Origin of the sequence: Streptomyces sp. NRRL WC-3618 (genome assembly GCF_001280005.1) — a bacterium.
In the GTDB taxonomy this organism is placed as follows: Bacteria; Actinomycetota; Actinomycetes; order Streptomycetales; family Streptomycetaceae; genus Streptomyces.
Map to the genome: position 1 here is coordinate 41,845 of NZ_LGDW01000001.1, position 21,960 is coordinate 63,804.

17 protein-coding genes are annotated in these 21,960 nt (G+C 70.5%); 5 read left to right on the forward strand and 12 right to left on the reverse strand.

Annotated features, from left to right (window positions below):
• Window positions 1-65 precede the first annotated feature (65 nt).
• Window positions 66-1,037, forward strand: a complete 972-nt coding sequence (locus ADL01_RS00210) for an LLM class flavin-dependent oxidoreductase (protein ID WP_053739777.1) — start codon at window positions 66-68, stop codon at window positions 1,035-1,037.
• A 72-nt stretch (window positions 1,038-1,109) separates the two neighbouring features.
• On the opposite strand, the gene ADL01_RS00215 is transcribed toward ADL01_RS00210, so the two are convergent.
• From ADL01_RS00215 to ADL01_RS00230, 4 genes are all read right to left on the reverse strand, one after another.
• On the reverse strand, window positions 1,110-2,528 hold the full coding sequence (locus ADL01_RS00215; protein ID WP_053739778.1) for a sugar porter family MFS transporter: 1,419 nt from the start codon (window positions 2,526-2,528) through the stop codon (window positions 1,110-1,112).
• A 210-nt stretch (window positions 2,529-2,738) separates the two neighbouring features.
• Window positions 2,739-6,323, reverse strand: coding sequence for a chromosome segregation protein SMC (smc, locus tag ADL01_RS00220; protein ID WP_053739779.1), 3,585 nt, complete (start codon window positions 6,321-6,323; stop codon window positions 2,739-2,741).
• Window positions 6,324-6,682: 359 nt separating this feature from the next.
• On the reverse strand, window positions 6,683-6,886 hold the full coding sequence (locus ADL01_RS00225; protein ID WP_006375438.1) for a hypothetical protein: 204 nt from the start codon (window positions 6,884-6,886) through the stop codon (window positions 6,683-6,685).
• 392 nt (window positions 6,887-7,278) lie between these two features.
• Complete coding sequence (locus ADL01_RS00230) at window positions 7,279-7,560, reverse strand: acylphosphatase (protein ID WP_053739780.1); 282 nt, start codon at window positions 7,558-7,560, stop codon at window positions 7,279-7,281.
• Window positions 7,561-7,702: 142 nt separating this feature from the next.
• On the opposite strand from ADL01_RS00230, the gene ADL01_RS00235 reads away from it, so the two are divergent.
• Window positions 7,703-8,869, forward strand: a complete 1,167-nt coding sequence (locus ADL01_RS00235) for a CAP domain-containing protein (protein ID WP_053739781.1) — start codon at window positions 7,703-7,705, stop codon at window positions 8,867-8,869.
• A 125-nt stretch (window positions 8,870-8,994) separates the two neighbouring features.
• Window positions 8,995-9,387, forward strand: a complete 393-nt coding sequence (locus tag ADL01_RS00240; RefSeq protein ID WP_053739904.1) for a winged helix-turn-helix transcriptional regulator — start codon at window positions 8,995-8,997, stop codon at window positions 9,385-9,387.
• Window positions 9,388-9,413: 26 nt separating this feature from the next.
• On the opposite strand, the gene mutM is transcribed toward ADL01_RS00240, so the two are convergent.
• The 8 genes from mutM to recG all read right to left on the reverse strand — a co-directional run bounded on the left by mutM (window position 9,414) and on the right by recG (window position 16,881).
• Window positions 9,414-10,274, reverse strand: a complete 861-nt coding sequence (gene mutM / locus ADL01_RS00245; RefSeq protein WP_053739782.1) for a bifunctional DNA-formamidopyrimidine glycosylase/DNA-(apurinic or apyrimidinic site) lyase — start codon at window positions 10,272-10,274, stop codon at window positions 9,414-9,416.
• A 125-nt stretch (window positions 10,275-10,399) separates the two neighbouring features.
• On the reverse strand, window positions 10,400-11,257 hold the full coding sequence (gene rnc / locus ADL01_RS00250; protein ID WP_053739783.1) for a ribonuclease III: 858 nt from the start codon (window positions 11,255-11,257) through the stop codon (window positions 10,400-10,402).
• A gap of 19 nt (window positions 11,258-11,276) precedes the next feature.
• On the reverse strand, window positions 11,277-11,450 hold the full coding sequence (rpmF, locus tag ADL01_RS00255; RefSeq protein ID WP_030753522.1) for a 50S ribosomal protein L32: 174 nt from the start codon (window positions 11,448-11,450) through the stop codon (window positions 11,277-11,279).
• Window positions 11,451-11,452: 2 nt separating this feature from the next.
• Window positions 11,453-12,103 carry a YceD family protein gene (locus ADL01_RS00260; protein WP_053739784.1) on the reverse strand — a complete coding sequence of 217 codons (651 nt, stop codon included), beginning with the start codon at window positions 12,101-12,103 and terminating at the stop codon, window positions 11,453-11,455.
• Window positions 12,104-12,232: 129 nt separating this feature from the next.
• The gene (locus ADL01_RS00265; protein ID WP_053739785.1) at window positions 12,233-13,297 is read right to left on the reverse strand and encodes an ATP synthase F0 subunit B; all 1,065 of its coding nucleotides are present in this window, start codon (window positions 13,295-13,297) and stop codon (window positions 12,233-12,235) included.
• 112 nt (window positions 13,298-13,409) lie between these two features.
• Window positions 13,410-13,889: a pantetheine-phosphate adenylyltransferase gene (coaD, locus tag ADL01_RS00270; RefSeq protein WP_053739786.1), complete on the reverse strand. Its 480-nt coding sequence runs from the start codon at window positions 13,887-13,889 to the stop codon at window positions 13,410-13,412.
• A gap of 26 nt (window positions 13,890-13,915) precedes the next feature.
• Window positions 13,916-14,500 carry a 16S rRNA (guanine(966)-N(2))-methyltransferase RsmD gene (rsmD, locus tag ADL01_RS00275; RefSeq protein ID WP_053739787.1) on the reverse strand — a complete coding sequence of 195 codons (585 nt, stop codon included), beginning with the start codon at window positions 14,498-14,500 and terminating at the stop codon, window positions 13,916-13,918.
• Between the two features lie 143 nt (window positions 14,501-14,643).
• Complete coding sequence (gene recG, locus ADL01_RS00280; protein ID WP_053739788.1) at window positions 14,644-16,881, reverse strand: ATP-dependent DNA helicase RecG; 2,238 nt, start codon at window positions 16,879-16,881, stop codon at window positions 14,644-14,646.
• 173 nt (window positions 16,882-17,054) lie between these two features.
• On the opposite strand from recG, the gene ADL01_RS00285 reads away from it, so the two are divergent.
• Both ADL01_RS00285 and ADL01_RS00290 read left to right on the forward strand, forming a co-directional pair.
• Entirely contained in the window at window positions 17,055-18,908 is a 1,854-nt protein-coding gene (locus ADL01_RS00285; protein ID WP_053739789.1) for an HSP90 family protein, read from the forward strand.
• Window positions 18,905-21,856: a hypothetical protein gene (locus ADL01_RS00290; protein WP_053739790.1), complete on the forward strand. Its 2,952-nt coding sequence runs from the start codon at window positions 18,905-18,907 to the stop codon at window positions 21,854-21,856. The genes ADL01_RS00285 and ADL01_RS00290 overlap by 4 nt, the downstream gene beginning before the upstream one ends.
• Window positions 21,857-21,960 lie beyond the last annotated feature (104 nt).

Genomic DNA, 21,960 nt, shown 5'->3' on the forward strand with positions numbered 1-21,960 from the left:
ACCCCTGGATATCTGACACATCGTCAGCTAATCTCCCCCGGCACACCCGCCGGAAGGGACTCCCCATGCCCGTCACCGTCGTACGTTTCAACCTGGTCGCCCCCGATGCCACCCCCGCCGAGCTCCGCGCCCGCTACCAGGCCGCGATCGAGATGGCCGCGTACGCCGACGCCCTCGGCATCACCACCGTCCAGACCGAGGAGCACCACGGCGTCGCCAACAACTGGCTGCCGTCGCCGTTCGCCTTCGCGGGGGCCGTCTTCGGGGCGACGCGGAAGATCGCGGTGATGGTGTCCGCGATGATCGGCCCGTTGCACGACCCCTTGAGGCTCGCCGAGGACATCGCCGTACTGGATCTGCTGAGCGGCGGGCGGCTGGTCACGGTCGCCGGCATCGGATACCGGCCCGAGGAGTACGCCCACTTCGGCGCCGACTGGAAGCGGCGCGGCAAGCTCCAGGACGAGTTGCTGGAGACCCTGCTGAAGGCGTGGACCGGGGAGGAGTTCTCCTACCAGGGCCGTACGGTACGGGTCACTCCGCGCCCGTGCACCGACCCGCATCCGCTCCTGCTGGTGGGCGGCTCGTCGAAGGCGGCGGCCAGGCGCGCCGCCCGTCTCGGGCTGCCCCTCTTCCCCAGCGCGCACCTGCCCGAGCTGGAGGCCTACTACAAGGAACGGCTCGTCGAGTACGGCACCGAGGGCTGGACGATGATGCCGGCCGCCGAGACCCCGCTGCTGCACCTCACCGAGGATCCGGACCGCGCGTGGGCCGAGCACGGCCGGCACTTCCTGCACGAGGCCCGGACGTACGCCTCCTGGCAGTCGGGCGACATCCGGTCCGCCGTGAAGTCGGCGGCCACGACGGTGGAGGAACTGCGTGCCGAGGGCGTCTACCGGATGCTGACACCCGAGGAGTGCGTGGCGCAGGGGCTGGACAACTACGTGCTGCATCCGCTGTCGGGCGGGATGCCGGTGGAGGAGGGGTGGCGGAGCCTGCGGCTGTTCGGGGAGCGGGTACTGCCGGCACTGGCGGGCTGACGTCCCCGCTGTCCGGTGGACAGCGGGGACGTGGCCCTCCTCCCCGTCCCCGAGTCATGGAGAGGTCCGCGACTAGCCCATCTCCTCCAGCGTCTTGCCCTTGGTCTCCTTGACGAACCTGAGGACGAACGGGATCGAGAGCGCGGCGAAGATCGTGTAGATCACGTAGGTGAGGGAGAGGTTCCAGTCGGCCAGGGACGGGAAGCTCGCGGTGATGGCCCAGTTGGCGATCCACTGCGCGGCGGCGGCCACGCCCAGGGCGGCGGCGCGGATCCTGTTCGGGAACATCTCGCCGAGGAAGACCCAGACCACGACGCCCCAGGAGAGGGCGAAGAAGAGCACGAACACATGTGCGGCGACCAGGGCCACCCAGCCCTGTGTGGCGGGCAGCTTGCCGTCGACGAGGTCGAAGGAGAAGGCCCAGGCCTCCAGGGCGAGCCCGATGACCATGCCGACGGAACCGATCAGCGCGAGCGGCCGGCGGCCGATCCGGTCGACGAAGATCATGGCGATCACGGTGCCGACGATGTTGATGATCGACGTGGTGAAGGAGTAGAAGAACGACTCCGTCGGGTCGACGCCGACCGACTGCCAGAGCGTCGAGGAGTAGTAGAACGCCACGTTGATGCCGACGAACTGCTGGAAGACCGAGAGGCCGATACCGATCCAGACGATCGGCTTGAAGAAGAAGGAACCGCCGAGCAGGTCCCGGAAGGTCGACTTGTGCTCGCTCTTCATGGCGTGCTCGATCTCGGCGACCCGGGCGTCCAGGTCGGCGCTGTCGCCCTCGACCTCGCGCAGCACCTCGCGGGCGCGCTCGTCCCGGCCCACGGAGATCAGGAAGCGGGGGGACTCGGGGATCGCGAAGGACAGCAGCCCGTACAACACGGCCGGTACGACCATCACACCGAGCATGACCTGCCAGGCCTCGACGCCCAGCAGCTCGCCGCGCTGGTCACCGCCCGCCGCGTTCAGGATGCCCCAGTTGACCAGCTGCGAGATGGCGATGCCGACGACGATCGCGGCCTGCTGGAAGGACCCGAGCCGGCCCCGGTACGCGGCCGGGGCGACCTCGGCGATGTAGGCGGGGCCGATGACGGAGGCCATGCCGATGGCGAAGCCGCCGACGATCCGCCAGAAGGCGAGGTCGTACAGCGCGAAGGGCAGCGCGGAGCCGACGGCGCTGATCGTGAAGAGCGCGGCGGAGATCTGCATGCAGCGGATACGGCCGATGCGGTCGGCCATGCGCCCCGCGGTGGCCGCCCCGATGGCACAGCCGATCAGCGCGATGGCGATGACCTGCGCCAGGGCCGCGGAGCCGACGTCGTAGCGGCCTCGGATGGCCTCGACGGCGCCGTTGATCACGGCACTGTCGTAGCCGAACAGGAAACCGCCCATCGCGGCCGCCGCCGCGATGAAGATGACATGCCCGAGATGCTCGGGGTGAGCCGTCGCGGCTTCTGACTTGTATGCCTGCTCTGTGCTGGTCACGTACAACTCCTCGGGCCACCGGCAACGCCGCCGGGTGGGGGACCCTCTCAGATACGTGGTATCTGAAGGTAAAAACGACGCTGTCGAGACTATGCCTTCAAGTTTCGAAGTCAATAGCACGATCGATGTGAGATATGAGGCACTGCCTGAACGGTTTACGTTCAAGTCTCGAAGAAAGAGAGAAGGGCTGACGGAGAGCTGGGCAGCGGGCTAGCGGAGTCGCTGTGAAATCACCTTCGACACGCCGTCGCCCTGCATGGAGACGCCGTACAGCGCGTCGGCGACCTCCATCGTCCGCTTCTGGTGCGTGATCACGATGAGCTGCGAGGCTTCCTGGAGCTCCTGCATGATGCGGATGAGCCGCTGCAGGTTGGTGTCGTCGAGGGCCGCCTCGACTTCGTCCATCACGTAGAAGGGACTCGGCCTGGCCTTGAAGATCGCCACCAGCAACGCCACGGCGGTGAGCGAACGCTCGCCACCGGAAAGCAGCGACAGCCGCTTGACCTTCTTGCCCGGCGGCCGGGCCTCCACGTCCACACCGGTGGTGAGCATGTTGTCGGGGTCGGTCAGGATCAACCGCCCCTCACCTCCGGGGAACAGCCGACTGAAGACGCCCTCGAACTGCACGGCCGTGTCCCGGTACGCCTCGGTGAAGACCTGCTCGACGCGCTCGTCGACCTCCTTCACCACCTGAAGCAGATCAGCGCGCGTCTTCTTCAGGTCCTCGAGCTGCTCACTGAGGAACTTGTGGCGTTCCTCCAGCGCCGCGAACTCCTCCAGGGCCAGCGGATTGACCTTGCCGAGCTGCTGGTAGGCCCGCTCGGTCGCCTTGAGCCGCTTCTCCTGTTCGGCGCGGTGGAACTGCTTCGGCTGGTTGCGCGGGTGCTCCGGGTCCTCGGGCAGCTCCTCGCCCTCGGCGGGGGGCGAGGGCGGCACCAACTGGTGCGGGCCGTACTCGGCCACCAACCCCTCCGGTTCCACACCGAGTTCCTCCAGCGCCTTGGTCTCCAGCTGCTCGATCCGCAGCCGCTTCTCGGCGCCGAGTACCTCACCGCGGTGCATCGAATCCGTCAACTTGTCGAGTTCGCCCTTGAGATCACGACCGGCGGCGCGGGCGGCGGTCAACTCCTGCTCCCGCCGGGCCTTGGCGGCGTCGGCCGCGGTGCGTTCCTCGTCGGCGCGGGAGAGGGAGACCTCGACATGCGCGAGCAGTTGCCGTGCCCCGGAGGCGACGGCTTCGGCGACGGACGCCTCGTGCTTGAGCCGCGCCCGCCGCTGCTCGGCACGCGCGCGTGCCTCCCGTTCGCCGCGCGCGGCCCGGTCGAGCGAGTCCGCCCTTCCGGCCAGCCCCTTGACCCGCTCCTCGTGGGTACGGACCTGGAGCCGGGCCTCCATCTCGGTCTGCCGCGCGTTGGCGCCGTCGGCGGCGAGCCGGTCCCGCACACCCGTGTCGGGTTCCTCCTCGACGGGCATCTCCTCGGCGACAGCCAGCCGCTCCGCGAGCTCCTCGGCGTCCTGTACGGCCCGGTCGAGCGCATCCTGCGCCCGCGCCGCGGCCGCCGTGGACCTCTCGGCCTCTCCGGCGGCGCCCCTGGCCTGCCCGGCGAGCCGCCCGAGCTGCTGGGCGACAGTCGACTTCTCCCGGTCGGCGGCCCGCCGCCGCTCCCCCAGCTCCTCGAGGAACGCGGCGCACTCCTTGCGCCGCTCCCCGGCGAGCTGCTGGACCCCGACCAACTCCTCGCACCGTACGGCCAGTTCATCGAGCTCGGCGGCGGCTTGGTCGACGGAGGCCTGCACCTCCAGCAGGCTCGGCGCCCCGGCGGACCCACCGTGCGCGAAGTGGGCGCCCAGCAGATCGCCTTCGGCGGTCACGGCGGTCAACTCGGGCCGCGCGTACACCAGTTCCTCGGCGTCCTCGAGTGTCCCGACGACCACGATCCCGCGCAGCAACCGGCGTACGGCGGGCATGAGTTCGGCGGGGCCACGGACCAGGTCGGCGGCGCGGGGCGGCCCGCCGGGCGCGGAGCCCTGCCCGTCGGCGGCATCGGTGCCGGTACCGGATCCGGCCTCCTCGGGTGCCCCCGCCAGCAGCAGCGAGGCGCGTCCGCCGTCCTGCTTGTGCAGCAGGCGGATCGCTGACGCCGCCGAGGCCGGGGTCGTCACGGCGATCGCGTTCGCCGCCGCGCCGAAGGCGGCGGCCACGGCGACCTCGTGGCCCGGGGTGACCGTCAGGAGTTCCGCCGCCGGGCCGAGCAGTCCGGTGAGGCTGTCCCGCGCGGCCAGCAGCACGCCCGTACCGTCCTTGCGGCGCAGGCCGAGCGCCAGGGCCTCGTGGCGGGCCTGGGTGGCGGCGCGCCGCCGTTCCGCCGCGGTGGCCGCCTCGCGGGCCGCCGTGAGTGCCGCTTCCGCGTCGGCCAGGGCGGCCTTCGCCGTGTCGTGCCGCTGCGCGAGGTCCGCGTCGCCCGCGTCCAGGCCGTCGACCTCGGCCTGCAGAGTCTCGTACTCCTCCTGGGCCGCGACCGCCCGTTCCTGGGCCTCGTCGCGGGCGGCGGCGAGCCGGTCGATCTCGGCCTGGGCACTGGCCGCACGGGAGCGGGCGGCGTTGACCTGGCCGTTCAGTCGGGCCAGACCCTCCCGGCGGTCGGCGATCGCCCGGGCCAGATCCTTCAGCCGCCGTTCCTCGATCACGAGTTCGCGCTCCAGATCGGCCCGGTGCGCGACCGTGTCCTCCAGCGCGTGCTCGGCCGCCTCCAGGGCCGCTTCCAGCTCGGCCTCCTGCTCACGGATGCGCGCGGCCTCGCGCTCCATGTCCTCGGGCTCACGTCCGCGCCGCTCCTCGGCGGGGGCGGAGGTCGCGCTCTTCACGCGCGCGTCGGCCAGCGAAACGGTGCCGCGCACCCGTTCGGCGAGCTGGGAGAGCTCGTACCAGGTCTGCTGCGCGCGCTGGAGGCGCGGGGTGAGTTGCCGTACCTCGTCCTCCAGGAGCGCCTCACGCTGGAGGGCCTTCTTCAGCTCGGCCTCCGTCGTCTCCTTGCGTTCCTTGAGCGCGGCCTCGTCGGCGACCTCCGTCCGGAGCGCTCCCCGCAGCCGTACGAGATCGTCGGCGAGGAGCCGGAGCCGGGCGTCGCGCAGGTCCGCCTGGATGACCGCGGCCCGGCGTGCGACGGCCGCCTGCCGCCCCAGCGGCTTCAGCTGGCGCCGCAGTTCGTCGGTGAGGTCCTGGATGCGGGCGAGGTTCGCCTTCATCGCGTCCAGCTTGCGCAGCGCCTTCTCTTTGCGCTTGCGGTGCTTCAGTACGCCGGCCGCCTCCTCGATGAAGGCGCGGCGGCCCATCGGATCGGCGTGCAGTACGGAGTCCAGCTGGCCCTGGCCGACGATGACGTGCATCTCGCGGCCGATGCCGGAGTCGGACAGCAGTTCCTGGATGTCGAGAAGCCGGCAGGTGTCGCCGTTGATCTGGTACTCGCTGCCGCCGTTGCGGAACATGATCCGCGTGATGGTGACCTCGGCGTACTCGATGGGCAGCGCGCCGTCGGAGTTGTCGATGGTGAGGGACACCTCGGCGCGGCCGAGCGGTGGTCGCCCGGTGGTGCCGGCGAAGATGACGTCCTCCATCTTGCCGCCGCGCAGCGACTTGGCGCCCTGTTCACCCATGACCCAGCTGAGCGCGTCCACGACATTGGACTTGCCCGAGCCGTTCGGCCCCACGACGCACGTGATTCCCGGCTCGAACCGGAGCGTGGTCGCCGAGGCGAACGATTTGAACCCTCGGAGGGTCAGGGCCTTGAGGTGCACGGCGCTGGACTCTACCTTCCGCCGGTATGTCACACGATGACCCCGGATACCCCCCGGCGGTTTCACCGATGAACGTGCAGGGCACATCAGACGTTAAAGAGAGTGGAGAACTTGGGGAGGTCCACTCGAACAGCACGGGGGATCGCACACGGGACCGGACACGGGGACCGGACAGGGGATCACGCACAAAGCGCACGGGAAGCGCGGCGCGAATACGGCGAAAATAAAGAAGGGACGCCGAAGCGTCCCTTGCATTACTCTGGCAAAACTCTGACACGCAGTGGTTGACACGAACAGCTCAACCACCGAGGGTCGTGTGCCATGCGCAGTGCTGATGCAGTGCGTTGACGATGCAGGGATCAGGTGAGCGCGGGCTCCGCCTGGCGTGCGTCGATGCTCTCGAGAAGCGAGTCGTGAGAAGCGGCAGCCGTCAGCTCGTCGTTCTCCGCCTGGATGCGTCCGAGTTCGGATTCCAGGTCCTGTACGCGCTGCTGGAGCCGTCGCATCTCGGCGAGGAGTCGCGGGTCAGAGCCGCCGACGTAACCGAGAAGCGCCTTTGCCATGATTGATGGTCCTCCACACTGAGTGACCGACCGAAGCGGTGTGGGTCGTGAGGGAATCGCACCCGCGATGCTTGACACTCTGGAGTTCTCGCTGGCGTTCATGCTGCCGTTCTTACATGCCAAACAGCTAAGGTGCGCGGGGCTTTCAGCGTCTCACCAAAAAGTTTGACGGTCAACACGATCACGCCCTGTATTGGCGGGTGACCCGGGGGCGCGCGGCCCCTGACGGGCGGCGCTGCGACTCCGGCGGGTCCCGAGGACGTGGCGACGAGCGTTTTCTGCGGAGCCTGCCACGACCTGCGCTTCTTGGCAACCACCTGCCCGTTTCCGCCGGGGACAGGTGCGTGCGGCATGTCCACGGGCCGCCACCGGGGCCGCTTCACAGAACCGCGTCAGCGGATGGCGAAGCCCTCGTAGATCCGGCGAGGTGTGTCCCAGATCTCGGTGACGCCGTCCACGCGGCCGGGCGTGTCGGCGCCGCACAGCCAGTCGAGGAGCCCCTGGCAGCTCTCACGAGTGCCCTCCGCGACCACTTGCACGCGTCCGTCGTCCAGATTGAGAGCAAAACCACTCAGGCCGCCGATCTCCAGGGCCCTCGCCCGCGTGAACCAGCGGAAACCCACACCTTGGACGCGTCCACGCACCCAGGCGACCAGTCGTACATCCTCGTTCATGGATGCACGCTAACGGTCCAATGTCTCTCTGAGCACTTCCTCCTCTTGCGCCATGGGGTACCGTCCCCAACCAACGAATCTCACATGAAACTCACCCGTTCGAGTGAGTAACCCTGACCGCAAGGACGAGGAAGGCCAAAGCATGGGACGCCACCGACGCTCCGCCGCCGGAAGCGCCGCCACGGGTCGCGCCACGGGGGTCACGGAACCATTCGATTCGGACACGGGAAGTGACGGATCCGGCCACGGCCCGTACGACTCCCCGGTCCCGCACACGCCTCACACCGCGTACACCACGCTGTGGGAGGACTCGGCCACCACGGTGGGCATCGCCCCGTATCTGAACCCCGAGGCCCCCTCCGACGCCTATGCGATGAGTGACGCCTACCTCTTCGCGCAGGACGGTCCCGGTTCGTACGCCGCGATGGACGACCGTCTCGACGGGCGGGCCGCCGGTGGAGCGCGCCGCCGCCGCAAGAAGCGCTCGTCCCTGCCGGTCCGCACGGGCCTGCTGGGAGTCACCGCCGCGGTCGCCCTGGGTACGGTCGCGGTCGCCACGGGTGTGCTGCCCGGCGGCGACAAGTACGCGATCAGCGGTGGCAGCAGCGGCGACAAGGTGCAGGCCGCGGTCACTCCGACGAACGACGAGATCCAGCAGGGCGGTACGTCCGGAGACGCCGCCGACGGCCGCAAGAGCGGTACGTCGACGAGCCGCGGCGCGGACCGTCGCACCTCGGCTCCGTCCTCCCCCGCGTCGCCGCCCCCGTCTCCGTCGCCCTCGCAGTCCACGGCGTCGGCGGCCCCGACGACCCAGGCTCCGCCGAAGAAGCCGGCGGCCACGCCCACCGAGGCACCGAAGGCGACACCGACGCCCACTCCGACGAAGTCGAAGGAGAAGCAGCGGTCCTCCGCCCCCATCACGGTGTCCGCGCAGGCCGCCGCCGAAGCGGAGGTGCTCCGGCTCGTCAACGAGGAGCGGGCGAAGGTGGGCTGCAGCGCGGTGTCCGCGAACAGCGCGCTGCGGGATCTGGCGGAGGCGTTCAGCGACGACATGGCCGCCCGGGGCTTCTTCGACCACACCAACCCCGACGGCGCCTCCCCCTGGGACCGCGCGGACAAGGCCGGCATCACCGACCTCGGCGGCGAGAACATCGCCCGGGGCCAGGCGGACGCGGCCGCGGTGATGGAGGCCTGGATGAACAGCCCCGGCCACAAGGCGAACATCCTGAACTGCGACTTCAAGACCCTGGGAGTGGGCGTCCACCTCGGCGCGGGCGGCCCCTGGTGGACCCAGGACTTCGGCTACTGACCCGGCAGCCGACCAGCCGACCAGGCAAATCGCCTGAGGCAACCCGAAGCTCACCCAAAGTGACGCTAACCAGTGGTTAGCGCAACCTTCAGGTAAGCGCTGTGCTGGCGTACGCTGGGGTCATGATGGACACCACGGAGGAGCAGCCCCTCCCCTACGACGTGTTCGCCAAGGCCTGCCCGTCACGCGGCACGCTGGAGCACGTCACCGGCCGCTGGGGAGCACTCACACTCGGCGCCCTTCAGGAGGGCTCGCTCCGCTTCAACGAGCTGCGCCGCCGCGTCGACGGCGTGAGCGAGAAGATGCTCTCCCAGACCCTCCAGGGCCTGGAGCGCGACGGCCTGGTCCACCGCGAGGCCCAGCCGACGAACCCGCCGCGCGTGGACTACGAGCTGACCCCCCTGGGCCACGAGGTCGCCGAACGCCTCCTGGAACTCATCCACTTCGTGGAGGGCCGCATGGACTCCGTACTGGCAGCCCGCGCGCGGTACGACGAGACGCGCACCGCCCGCCGGTAGCGCCCACGCCCCACGTTCGCGCTCGACTAAGGCGAAAGGCGCGGCGCCCGTTGGCACTTGGGGCAGAAGTAGCTCGACCGGTTCATCCAGGGGCGCCGCGCCATCGGCGTCCCACAACGCTTGCAGGGCAGCCCTTCGCGTCCGTACGCGTCGAGCGAGCGGTCGAAGTACCCCGATTCGCCGTTGACGTTGACATACAGACTGTCGAAGCTCGTGCCGCCGACGGCCAGCGCGGCGTTCATCACGTCCCGTACGTGGCCCAGGAGTTCGGCCGTACGCGGACGGGTGAAGCCGGCGGTCGGACGTTCGTAGTGGACGCGGGCGCGCCAAAGGGCCTCGTCCGCGTAGATGTTGCCGACGCCGCTGATCAACGACTGGTCGAGCAGGGCCCGTTTGATGGTCGTACGCTTCCGGCGCAGCGCCTGATGGAAGGCCTCGTCGTCGAACAGCGGGTCGAGGGGATCGCGCGCGATGTGGGCGATGACGTCGGGCAGCCCGTCGGGGGTGTTGTCGTGCAACGACAGTCCACCGAAGGTGCGTTGGTCGACGAAGCGCAGCTCGGTGGCGAGGTCGTCGGCGAACCGGACGCGAATGCGCAGATGTTTCTCGTCGGCGGCCTCGTGCGGCTGCACCAGGAGCTGCCCGCTCATCCCGAGATGCGCGAGCACCGACTGCCCGGTGTCCGCCAACGGCAGCCACAGATACTTCCCGCGCCGGCTGGGCGTACCGATGCGATGCCCTTTGAGGCGGTACGTGAAGTCGTCGGCGCCCGCGATGTGCCGCCGCACGGCACGGGGGTGCAACACCTCGGCCTCGGCGACGACGCGACGGGCCACCCAGCGCTCGAGCCCCCGCCGTACAACCTCGACTTCCGGCAACTCAGGCATTCCGACTCCCCCAGCGAAACGCGCCCCGCGAGGGGCGCGACAAGCCACGACGAACCCGCGGCCGAGAACCAACCGAAAAACACCAGTGCCCGTCCCGCCAGGGACGAACACTGGTGCACGCAACCTCAGGCAGACGTGGAGGAAGACGCCTCGGCGTCCTCCTCGACAGGCACCGCATCCGCATCCGCGGCCTCGGCCGCGACCACGGCCACCGCCTCAGCGGCAGCGACCTTCGCACGTTCGTCCGCATCCGCGCGGATGGAACGCCAGGCCGACTCCGCGGCCTGCTGCTCCGCCTCCTTCTTGCTGCGGCCGGTGCCGGTGCCGTACGAGACGCCTCCGACGCGGGCGGCAGCTGTGAAGGTCTTCTCGTGGTCCGGTCCCGTCTCCGTGACCAGGTACTCGGGCACACCGAGTCCCTCGGTCGCGGTGAGCTCCTGGAGACTGGTCTTCCAGTCCAGGCCGGCACCGAGGTTCGAGGATTTCTCGATCAGCGGGTCGAAGAGACGGTGGACGAGTTCGCCCGCCGCGTCGAGACCCTGGTCGAGATAGACAGCGCCGATCACCGCTTCGAGGGTGTCGGCGAGGATGGACGCCTTGTCCCGCCCGCCCGTGCCCTCTTCACCCCGGCCGAGCCGGATGAAGGAGCCGAGTTCGAGCCCGCGGCCCACTTCCGCGAGCGCACGAGAGTTGACCACCGCAGCCCGCAGCTTGGCCAACTGGCCTTCTGGGAGGTCGGGGTGGGTGCGGTACAGCGTGTCCGTGACCACCAGGCCGAGCACCGAGTCCCCGAGGAACTCCAGCCGCTCGTTGGTGGGCAGACCGCCGTTCTCGTACGCGTACGAACGGTGGGTCAGTGCACGCACCAGAAGGGCGGACTCGAGCTGGTAGCCGAGCCGCCCTTCCAGAAGCGTGTGGGACGAGGCCGTGTCCGCCGGGCCGCCTCCGCTTGCGCGGAGAGGGTGCTTCTTGGCGTCAGACATGGAGCCTCTCACCGGCCGCTCAGACCTCGAGGACCTGGCGCTTGTTGTAAGTGCCGCAAGACGGGCACGCGATGTGCTGCAGCTTGGGCTCCTGGCAGCGCTCGCACGCAACCAGGGTGGGGACCGCAGCCTTCCACTGCGACCGGCGGTGGCGCGTGTTGCTGCGCGACATCTTCCGCTTCGGAACAGCCACGGCTACTTCTCCTGCTTCTCGTCGACGCCCGCTTGCGCTTCGGCGCCGCTGATCTCGTCCTTCTCGCCGGGTTCGAGTGAACCTGCGAGTCCCTGCAGTGCCGCCCAACGGATGTCGACGGCGTCATGGTGGTGGCCCGGGTCGTCCGCCAGCCGCGCTCCGCACTCGGAACACAGACCGGGACAGTCGTCCTGGCACACCGGCTGCATCGGCAGTGCGAGCACCACCGCATCGCGCAGCACGGGTTCGAGGTCGAACAAGCCGTCCTCGATGAAGAGCATGTCCTCGTCTTCCTCGGCGTCGTCGGCCGGCTCCGCTGTCACACGGCCCCGGTCGTCGGCGTCAGGGTACGAGAACATCTCCTGGAACTCCGCTTCGAGCTCCTGCTCCAGCGGCTCCAGACACCTTACGCACTCCCCCTTGACCCGTGCACGGGCGGTGCCTGTGACAAGCACACCTTCCATGACCGACTCCAGACGGAGTTCGAGCTCCACCGGCGCGCCTTCCGGCACTCCGATGACTCCCAGGATCCCGAAATCCTTGGGAGCGTCGATCTCACGGGTCAGGCGCTGCAGCGCGCCAGGACGCCGCCCCAGCTCGTGTGTGTCGAACACAAGAGGGTTGCGGTGGTCGAGGCGGGCGTTCAGAGCCATTCCTGCTTTCGATCTTCGATGCTCAGCTGCTCGTCTTCCGGGCAGCGGTGATCGCAGAGGTACATGCGACCGAAGAGCCAGGATACTGGACCTTCCGCCCACGGCCCAATCCGGCCCCGGTGCGGGCGCTCACTGCCCGCCGCGCCCCTGTTCGTAGGCCCGCAGCTGCTCGGCGCTGATCATGCCGGTGTCAAAGAGACTGGTCTCGTCGAGGGCGTGCGGCTGCTGCTGCTCGGGCTGGGCGTAGCCCTGCTGGACCTGGGCGGGGTCGTAGGCGGTCTGCGAGCCGTCGTAGCCCTGGTAGGCGTACGGGTCGGCCGACTGGTAGCCGTACGCGTCCTGTTGCTGGGCGTACGTCTGCTGGTAGCCGCCGTAGGCGTCGGCGGGCTGCTGGTAGCCGTACTGGTCCTGCCGGCCGTACTGCTGCTGGGCCGGGATCTCCGCCACGCGGGGCTGGTCGGCGGGGGTGTCCGGGATGGCGGCGAGGTCGGCCAGGTAGTCGGCGTCGCTGGTGTGCTGCCTGGGGTTGCCGTCGTCGTCCTGGCCGAGGGCGCCGAGGTCGTCGGTGGCGATGCGGCCGTGCAGGGTCTGCCGGCCGCGGCCGACCGCTTCCAGGGTCTTGGCGAGGACGGCCTCGAAGGCGCCGAGCTTCACGTCGACGTATTTGTCGGCGTTGAGGCGCAGGGTCTCGGGGTCGAGGCTGCGCTCGGGGGCGTCCTCGTCCTCGTAGCCCTGGTCGTCGAGGCCGGGGCCGGTGCCGAGGAGCTTCTCGCGGCCGCGGCCGACCGAGCCGAGCGTCTTGGTGAGGACTACCTCGAAGTTGGCGAGCTTGGAGTCGACGTAGTCGTCGGCCTCGGCGCGGACGTCCTCGGCCTCCTTGCGGGCCTCGGCGAGGATGCGGTCGGCCTCGTTCTGGGAACGGCGGGCGACCTCCGTGTCGGAGATCAGGGAGCCGCGCTCGTCGTGCGCGGTCCGGATGATCCGGTCGGCCTCCTGGCGGGCCTGCTCGACCAGTTGCTCCCGGTCGCCGATCAGCTCCTGCGCCTGTGCGAGGGAGCCGGGCAGAGCCGCGCGCACCTCTTCCAGCATCGCGAGCAGGTCGGCGCGGTTGACCACGCACGAGGCCGACATGGGCATCGACCGGGCACTGGAGACCGCGGAGACGATCTCGTCGAGCTTCTTCTGCACGTCCACCGTGTGCTCGCCACTCTCTACAGCTGTGATGAAGACGGACGGGTCGACTGTACGACTCCTGCCGACCCGCCCGACACCGAGTGACGGTTTGTCAGTCTTTCACCAGTCGTCGTCAGTCTTTCCTGAGGCGGCTGTCGAGGGCTTCCAGGACGAGCGGCGGCACGAGGTGGGAGACGTCCCCGCCCCAGGCGGCGACCTCCTTGACGAGCGAGGAGGAGAGGAAGCTGTAGGTGGGGTTGGTCGGCACGAAGAGCGTCTCGACGCCGGACAGCCCGTTGTTCATCTGGGCCATCTGGAGTTCGTAGTCGAAGTCGCTGACAGCGCGCAGGCCCTTGACGATGGCCGGGATCTCGCGCTGCTTGCAGAAATCGACGAGGAGGCCGTGGAAGGACTCCACGCGCACGTTGCCGAACTCGGCGGTGACCTGGCGGATCAGGTCGATCCGCTCGTCGACCTCGAAGAGGCCCTTCTTGGACTTGTTGATCATTACCGCGACATAAACCTCGTCGTACAGACGGGAGGCGCGGGAAATGATGTCGAGATGTCCGTTGGTGATCGGGTCGAACGACCCGGGACATACGGCGCGGCGCACTAGTGATCCCTCGCTCTCCGGTCCGGTCATCGTGCGTCTTCGCACGTAGAGGCGGCGCGACCGTACCAAAACGTTCCCTCGCCGTAGCGACGGGACCGGAGCGCTTCGAAGCCGTCCGGCCACCGGAATTCACCGCCTCTGGTGCTGCGCTCCACGGTGACGAGAGCGTCGGCCGCGAGCCAGCCCTCCGCCCGGAGTGTGATCAGGATCTCGCGAAGATCGTCGTCCAGCACGGCGTACGGCGGGTCGAGGAAGACGATGTCGTACGGCTGGGTGGACGGCGTCTGAACGACCTGTTCCGCTTTGCCCGCCCTGACCTCGGCTCCGGGCAGGCCCAGTGCCTTCACGTTCTCGCGGACGGTGCGGGCGGCTCGGGCGTCGGCCTCCACGAGCAGGGTGTGGCCGGCGCCGCGGCTGAGTGCCTCCAGGCCGACGGCGCCCGAGCCCGCGTACAGGTCGAGGACGCGCTCGCCGTCGAGGGGGCCGCCGAGGAGGGCCTGCCAGGTGGAGAAGAGGCCCTCGCGGGCGCGGTCGGAGGTGGGGCGCGTGCCGGTTCCCGACGGGACGGCTAGGCGTCGTCCGCCGGCTGTGCCGGCGATCACGCGGGTCATCTGGGGGTCCTTGATTCGAGGGATGAGAGATAGGGCCGGGTTCAGTTTCGCAGGAGGGGGTGGGGGTGCGCTGTGGTGTGGGCGACTGCGGGTTCGTCGTGGTTGCTCGCGCAGTCCCCGCGCCCCTTTGGGGCGTGTCTCGCTCACCCCTTGTCCAGGTACTGCTCCCTCTCCTCGTCGAGCAGCGCGTCCAATGCCGTGCGCAGCCCCGGGAGGTTCTCCAGGTCCGGGTCCGCGGCGACGACGGCCGCCGCCTCCTCTCTCGCCTCCGCGATGATCTCCTCGTCGTCGATGACGGTGAGCATCCGCAGGGAGGTGCGAGCGCCGGACTGGGCCTGGCCCAGGACATCGCCCTCGCGGCGTTGTTCGAGGTCGATGCGGGACAGCTCGAAGCCGTCGAGGGTGGCGGCGACGGAGTTGAGGCGCTGGCGGGCCGGGCTCGCCTCGGGCATCTCGCTGACCAGGAGACAGAGACCGGGCGCCGCGCCACGGCCGACACGGCCCCGGAGCTGGTGGAGCTGGGAGACACCGAAGCGGTCGGCGTCCATGATCACCATCGCGGTCGCGTTGGGCACGTTGACGCCGACCTCGATGACCGTGGTCGCCACCAGGACGTCCGTCTCCCCGGCGGCGAAGCGGCGCATCACGGCGTCCTTGTCGTCGGGGTGCATCCTGCCGTGCAGGATCTCGACCCGCAGCCCCTGGAGAGGCCCCCGGGTGAGTTGCTCGGCCACCTCCACGACGGCGAGCGGCGGGCGCTTCTCGGCCTCGTCCTCGGCAGATTTCTTCTTGCCGGCCTTCTTGGGGTCGGCGGGTTCGTCGACGTCGTCGCCGATACGGGGGCAGACCACGTAGGCCTGATGTCCCTTGCCCACCTCCTCGCGTACGCGCTCCCACGCGCGCGCCAGGAAATGGGGCTTGTCGGCGGCCGGGACGACATGGCTGGCGATGGGCGAGCGGCCTGCGGGGAGCTGGTCCAGGACAGACGTCTCCAGGTCGCCGAAGACGGTCATGGCGACCGTGCGCGGGATGGGTGTGGCGGTCATGACGAGGAGGTGCGGGGGCTGTTTGCCCTTGCCGCGCAGGGCGTCACGCTGTTCGACGCCGAAGCGGTGCTGTTCGTCGACGACGACCAGCCCCAGGTCGTGGAACTGGACCTTGTCCTCGATCAGCGCGTGCGTGCCGATCACGAGGCCCGCCTCACCGGTGACGAGGTCGAGCAGGGCCTGTCGGCGGGCGGCGGTGCCCATGGAGCCGGTCAGGAGCACCACCTTGGTGGCCTTGTCGGCGCCGCCGAGCATCCCGCCCTCCGCCAGCTCCCCCATCATCTCGGTGATCGACCGGTGGTGTTGCTGGGCGAGCACCTCGGTGGGCGCGAGCATCGCGGCCTGACCGCCCGCGTCGACCACGGCGAGCATGGCGCGCAGGGCGACCAGCGTCTTTCCAGAACCGACCTCTCCCTGGAGCAGCCGGTGCATCGGGTGTTCCGCCGCCAGGTCGTCGAAGATCTCCTTGGAGACCTTCTGCTGGCCCTGGGTGAGGGTGAAGGGGAGTTTCGCGTCGAAGGCGGTGAGCAGGCCGTCCGGGGTGGGTCGGCGCGGGACCGCCGGGAGTTGGGCGTCGGCGTGGCGGCGGCGGGCCAGGGCGACCTGGAGGACGAACGCCTCGTCCCACTTGAGTCGGGTGCGCGCGTCCTCGATGTCCGCCTTGGTGTGCGGGCGGTGGATCTTCACCAGGGCCTCGGGAAGGGCGGCCAGGCCTCTGCCCTCCCGGAGGGAGGGGGGCAGCGGGTCGACGGCCTCCTGAGCGCTGGGCAGGACCGTCTGCACCGACTTGGCGATCTTCCAGGACTCCAGTTTCGCGGTGGCCGGGTACATCGGGATCAGGGCACCCGCCCAGGAGTCGACGGCCTCCGCCGCCTCGTCGGTGTCGCCGCGCAGCAACTCGTACGCCGGATGGGCCAGTTGCAGGCGGCGGTTGAAGACCGAGACCTTGCCGGCGAACAGGGCACGGGTACCGGGGAGGAGTTCCTTGTGGGGTTTGTGGACTCCGTGGCCGAAGAAGACCAGTTGGAGCCGGCCGCTGCCGTCCGTGATGGTCACTTCGAGTCGCTGGCCCTTGCCCCGGGGGGCTTTCGAGGACGCGAAGGTGTGCAGGCGTGCGTCGGCCACCTGGGCGACCACCGTCACGTGCTCGTCCATGGGGAGGTCGGCCAGGTGGGTGAGCTGGCCCCGCTCCTCGTACCTGCGCGGGTAATGGTGCAGGAGGTCGCCGACGGTGTGCAGGCCGAGATGCTCGGCCATCACCTTCGCGGTGGCGGGGCCGAGCACTGACTTCAGTGGTTGTTTCAGTGGTTCTTCCAGTGCGGGCACGAGATCCATTGCACACCACGCCACTGACATTGCCGTATATGTGCTGGGAAGCCGCTGGTCAGACGGCTCGTTCCGGGCCTAGGATGGCGCGCCACCGGCCATCCCCCGCGGTCACCGCCTCACCGGGACCGCCCGACCCCGCGCCGACGCCACAACCTGGTCCCCCCTCCGGCGCTGCGACGATGGACTCCCAGACCTCACAGTCATCCCAGGCACCCCAGTCACCGCACACGTTCCAGGTCGACCTGCGCGGCCTCGTGGACCTGCTCTCCCACCACCTCTACTCCAGCCCCAGGGTCTATCTGCGCGAGCTGCTGCAGAACGCCGTGGACGCGATCACCGCCCGGCGGGCCGAGCAGCCCGACGCCCCGGCGCGGGTACGGCTGTACGCGGAGGGCAACACCCTGCGGGTCGAGGACTCCGGCGTCGGCCTCACCGAGGAGGACGTGCACAACCTCCTCGCGACCATCGGGCGCAGTTCCAAACGGGCGGACCCCGGCGGCATCCAGGAGGCGCGGTCGGAGTTCCTCGGCCAGTTCGGCATCGGGCTGCTGGCCTGTTTCGTCGTGGCCGAGCGGATCAGGGTCGTCAGCCGCAGTGCCCGTACGCCGGACGCGCCGCCCGTGGAGTGGACGGCCACGGACGACGGTTCGTACACCGTGCGGACGCTGCCCGCCGACGCCCGGCCCGAACCGGGCACCACCGTGCACCTGGTGGCGCGGCCCGGGGCCGGCGAGTGGCTCACCGAGGAGCGGGTGCGGGCGCTGGCGCGGGACTTCGGGTCGCTGCTGCCGTACGACGTGCGGGTGGGCGACGAGGCCGTCACCGATCTGCCGGCGCCCTGGAACCGTCCGTACCCGTCGCCCGCCACCCGAAGGGTGGCCCTTCAGCGGCACTGTCACGACCTGTTCGGGTTCACGCCGCTGGACTCGATCGACCTGGACGTGCCGCTCGCCGGGATCCGCGGGGTGGCGTACGTCCTGCCGTCCTCGGTGAGTCCGGCGCAGCGGGCGAGTCACCGGGTGCATCTGAAGGGCATGCTGCTCACCGAGCGGGCCGAACAGCTGCTGCCCGACTGGGCGTTCTTCGTGCGGTGCGTGCTCGACACCGACAGTCTGCGGCCGACGGCCTCGCGCGAGTCGCTGTACGAGGACGAGACGCTGGCCGCCGTACGGGAGGCGCTGGGTGAAAGGATTCGGTCCTGGCTCACCGGGCTCGCCGCCGGGGATCCGGAGCGGCTGGCGGCGTTCCTGTCGGTGCACCACCTGGGGGTCAAGTCCCTGGCCAGGCACGACAAGGAGATGCTGCGCACGATGCTGCCGTGGCTCCCCTTCGAGACGACCGACGGGCAGCTGTCCCTGGAGGAGTTCGCGCAGCGGCACCCGGTGGTGCACTTCACGCGCACCGTGGAGGAGTTCCGGCAGGTCGCGCCCATCGCGTCCGCGCAGGGCGTCGGTGTCGTCAACGGCGGCTACACGTACGACAGTGAGCTGATCGAGGCGCTGCCGTCGGTGCGCCCGGGGACCACGGTCTCCGAGCTGGACGCCGACACCGTGACCGCGCACCTGGACACCGTCGACCCGGGCGAGGAGCTGGCCCTGGGGGCCTTCCTCGGGGCCGCCCGCGCCCGGCTCGACCCCCTGGGGTGCGATGTCGTCCTGCGTGCCTTCCATCCGCTGTCCGTGCCCGCGCTGCACCTGGACGACCGGGCGGCCCGGCACGAGCAGGCGCGCGCGGAGGCCGAGGAGCGGGCCGACGACCTGTGGGCCGGCATCCTCGGCTCGCTGCGGGGCAGCGCCCCGCGCGCGCGGCTGGTGCTCAACCATCTCAACCCGCTGATCCGGAAAGTCAGTTCCCTGGGCGACCCGGAACTGATCGGCACCGCCACGGAGTCCTTGTACGGGCAGGCCCTGCTCATGGCGCAGCGCCCGCTGCGGCCCGCGGACACCGCGCTGCTGAACCGTGCGTTCATCGGCCTCCTGGAGTGGGCCACCCACAGCGATCCCACGGAGCCCACGGAGGACGGCCGACGATGAGCGAGATAAAGGACTTCGACACGCTCCGCGAGGCCATGGCGCTGAACTCGGAGCAGCCCGAGGGACCGGCCCGCAACGCGCGCGCGGAGCAACTGCTGGCCGAGGCCGAGAAGCTGAACATCCCGCTCGCGGTGATCGAGGCGCTCGGGCATCAGCTGAAGGCCTACAACTACAGCTCCGAGAAGGACCGGATGTTCGTCCCCTTCGCGCGTCTGCTGCGCATGTGGGACGAGCGGCCCGAGGACTTCGACGAGTACGAGGTCCACACGCTGCACTGGGTCTTCAAGTGGATGACCACGGGCATGCTGGACCAGCCGCACATACCGCTGGCCTCCATCGAGAAGTGGCTCGGCGAGATGGAGCACCGCTACCGGCTCGCCGGGCACTCCGAACGGGCCGTGCGGGGCGCCGAGTTCAGTGTGGCCGCCCATGTCGGTGACCTCGCGCGGGCCGAACGGGCGTACGCCGCCTGGCTGGCCGCCGACCGCGACAGCATGGCCGACTGCCACGCCTGCGAACTGCACAGCCAGGGCTGGTGGCAGGCCGAGCGGGGCGCGGACGCCGAGGCGCTCGACCTGTGGCGGCCGGTCCTGGAGGGCGAGTTCACGTGCGCCCACGAACCGCACACCGTCCTCGCGTCGTCCCTGGGCCCGCTGCTGCGGCTGGGCCGCCTCGACGAGGCGCGCGCACACCATCTGCGGGGCTTTCGGCTGGTGCGGCCGATGGAGAGCATGCGGGGCGCGTACGCGGACCACGTCGAGTTCTGCGCGCTGACCGGCAACGAGGCGCGCGGGCTCGAGCTGCTCGCGGAGCGCCCGGCGTACTTCACGGACTCCGGGCAGCCGCGCAGCCAGATGGACTTCCTGGCCGCGGTGGCCCTCCTCATGGACCGGCTGACCGGCCTGGGCATGGGCAGCCAGCCGGTGCCCGGACCGGCCGGGCGCGGCTGGACCGCCCGCGAACTCGCCGCCCACGCGCGCGCGGAGGCGCTTGCCCTGTCCGCGCGCTTCGACCTGCGCAACGGCACGTCGTACGTCGGTGAGGACATCCGCGCGCGCATGGACCGTGCTCCCCTGGTGGAACGGCTGCCGCTGGGCGTGCGGGCGGCGAGGGGCATCCCCGCGCCCCGCAGGGCGCCCGCGGAGTCCATGGTGACCGCGGCGGCCGTGGACTCCCCGGAGCAGCGGGCCGACGCTCCTGACGTCCTGCCCGCGCTGCTCGCCGACGCGCGCCGGATGTCGGACGCGCTGCTTCCGCACGCGATGGAAGCGTGGGCGGCAGTCTGGCGGGCCGCCGAGGACGTCGAGCTCCCGGTGGCCGACCGGGCCGAGATCGTCGACCACAGGGCCATGGAGGGCGGTCCTGAGGGCATCGCGCTCTTCGAGCGGGCCGCCGAGCTGTACGCCGAGGCGGGCGACCCCGGCGAGGCCCTGGCCGCCCGCGCCCGCGCCGCGTACGCCCGCGCCCTGGACGGCGACATGGACGCCGCCCTGACGGCCGTTTCCGAGCCGTACGAGGAGGTCCTCGCCCTCTACTCCGAGGAGAGCACCGGCGTACGGCAGGCCGCCGCCGTCCTGATGGGACGCGCCCGCATCCTCATGCGGCAGGTCGAGGAGACCGGCACCGAGCAGACCGTGGCCGCCGCCGAGAACGCCGTACGGGAACTGCTGGCGCTCGTCGACGGCCATGCCGGGGACGACGTCCGGCTCGCCTCACGCTGCGCGGAGGCGCAGGCCATGCTCGGGGAGCTGGCGACGCGCACCGGGGACCTCGCGGAGGCCGCCGAGCTGTTCACCCGGTCCACGGAGGCGTTCGTCGCGGCGGGGCTGCCGTGGTTCGCGGTGGAGTACGAGGCCCGGCTGGCCGGTCTGGCCCACCATCTCGGCGACATCGCCGGCGCCGAGCGGGCGCTGCGCGGGGCCCTGGAGCACGGCGGGGCGTATCTGGAGGCGGCGGGCCAGGCCCAGCTGAACCTGCAGCTCGCCGAACTCCTCGGGGTGCGCGACGAGGTCGCCGAGGCCGCGGACCGCGCCCTGGAGGCCGCGCACTGGGCCGACGAGGCGGGCGAGGGCCCGACCCTCGGCGCCTGGGCCCGGCATCTGCTCGGCGGTTTCCTGCTGCGGCAGGGCCGGTGGGCGGAGGCGGCCGAGGTACTGGAGTCGGCGCTGCCCGACCTCAGCGCCGAGACGCACGGCGACGGAGCGGTCGTACAGACCCTGTGGTGGCTCGGTGACTGTCTGGGCGAGCTGGGTGAGCACCGGGAGTCCGCCGAACGCCGGCTGAGGGCCGCGGAGATCGCGCGGCTCTGGCCCGAGCAGCAGGACCACGCGACCCTCGCCCACCTCGCCGCCGAGTCCCTCGGCCAGGCCGGGCTGCCCGCCGAGGCCGACCAGGCCTACGAACGCGCCGGTGACCTGTGGGACTCGCTCGGCAATGTGCACGGCCTGGTGCGCGCCCTGCGCGCCCGCGCGTGGCTCGCGCTGCGCATGGACGCGGGCCTCGAGGGCGCCCGGCGGCGGATGGGGGACGCGGTCCGTGAGTGTGCGCGAGCCCTGGCCGAGGCGGAGGACCTGGAGTCCCGCGAGCAGCTCGGCGCCGAACTCGCCCACACCCACCGCCAGTTCGGCGACCTGCTGGCCCGCTCCGCAGCGGAGGACGCCGAGGACGGCGCGATCGAGGCGGCGTTCGAGGCGGCGCTGGCCCAGATGACGAAGGCGATCGCCGTGTTCTCCTCCCTCGGCGAGGAGGGCCTCCACGGCCGCACCGGCGCCGAACTGGCCGCGGGCTGGCTGGAGGCGGACCTGAGCCGCCCCTCGGAGGCGGCGGCACGCGCGCGCGGCGTCCTGACCGCGTACGAGGTCTTCGACGACTCCGACGAGGAGGTACGGTCCCGCCGGGCCGAGGCGGAACAGATGCTGCAGCTGATGGAGGAACAGGAGCCCGAGTAGCCCGGCCCGACACCAAGGCCGTGTTTCCCACCCACCCGTTTGCCGCTTCTATCAAGCACAGGCCCAGCCATCTCAGCCCGTCCGGCGTTTGAGGACGAGGCCAA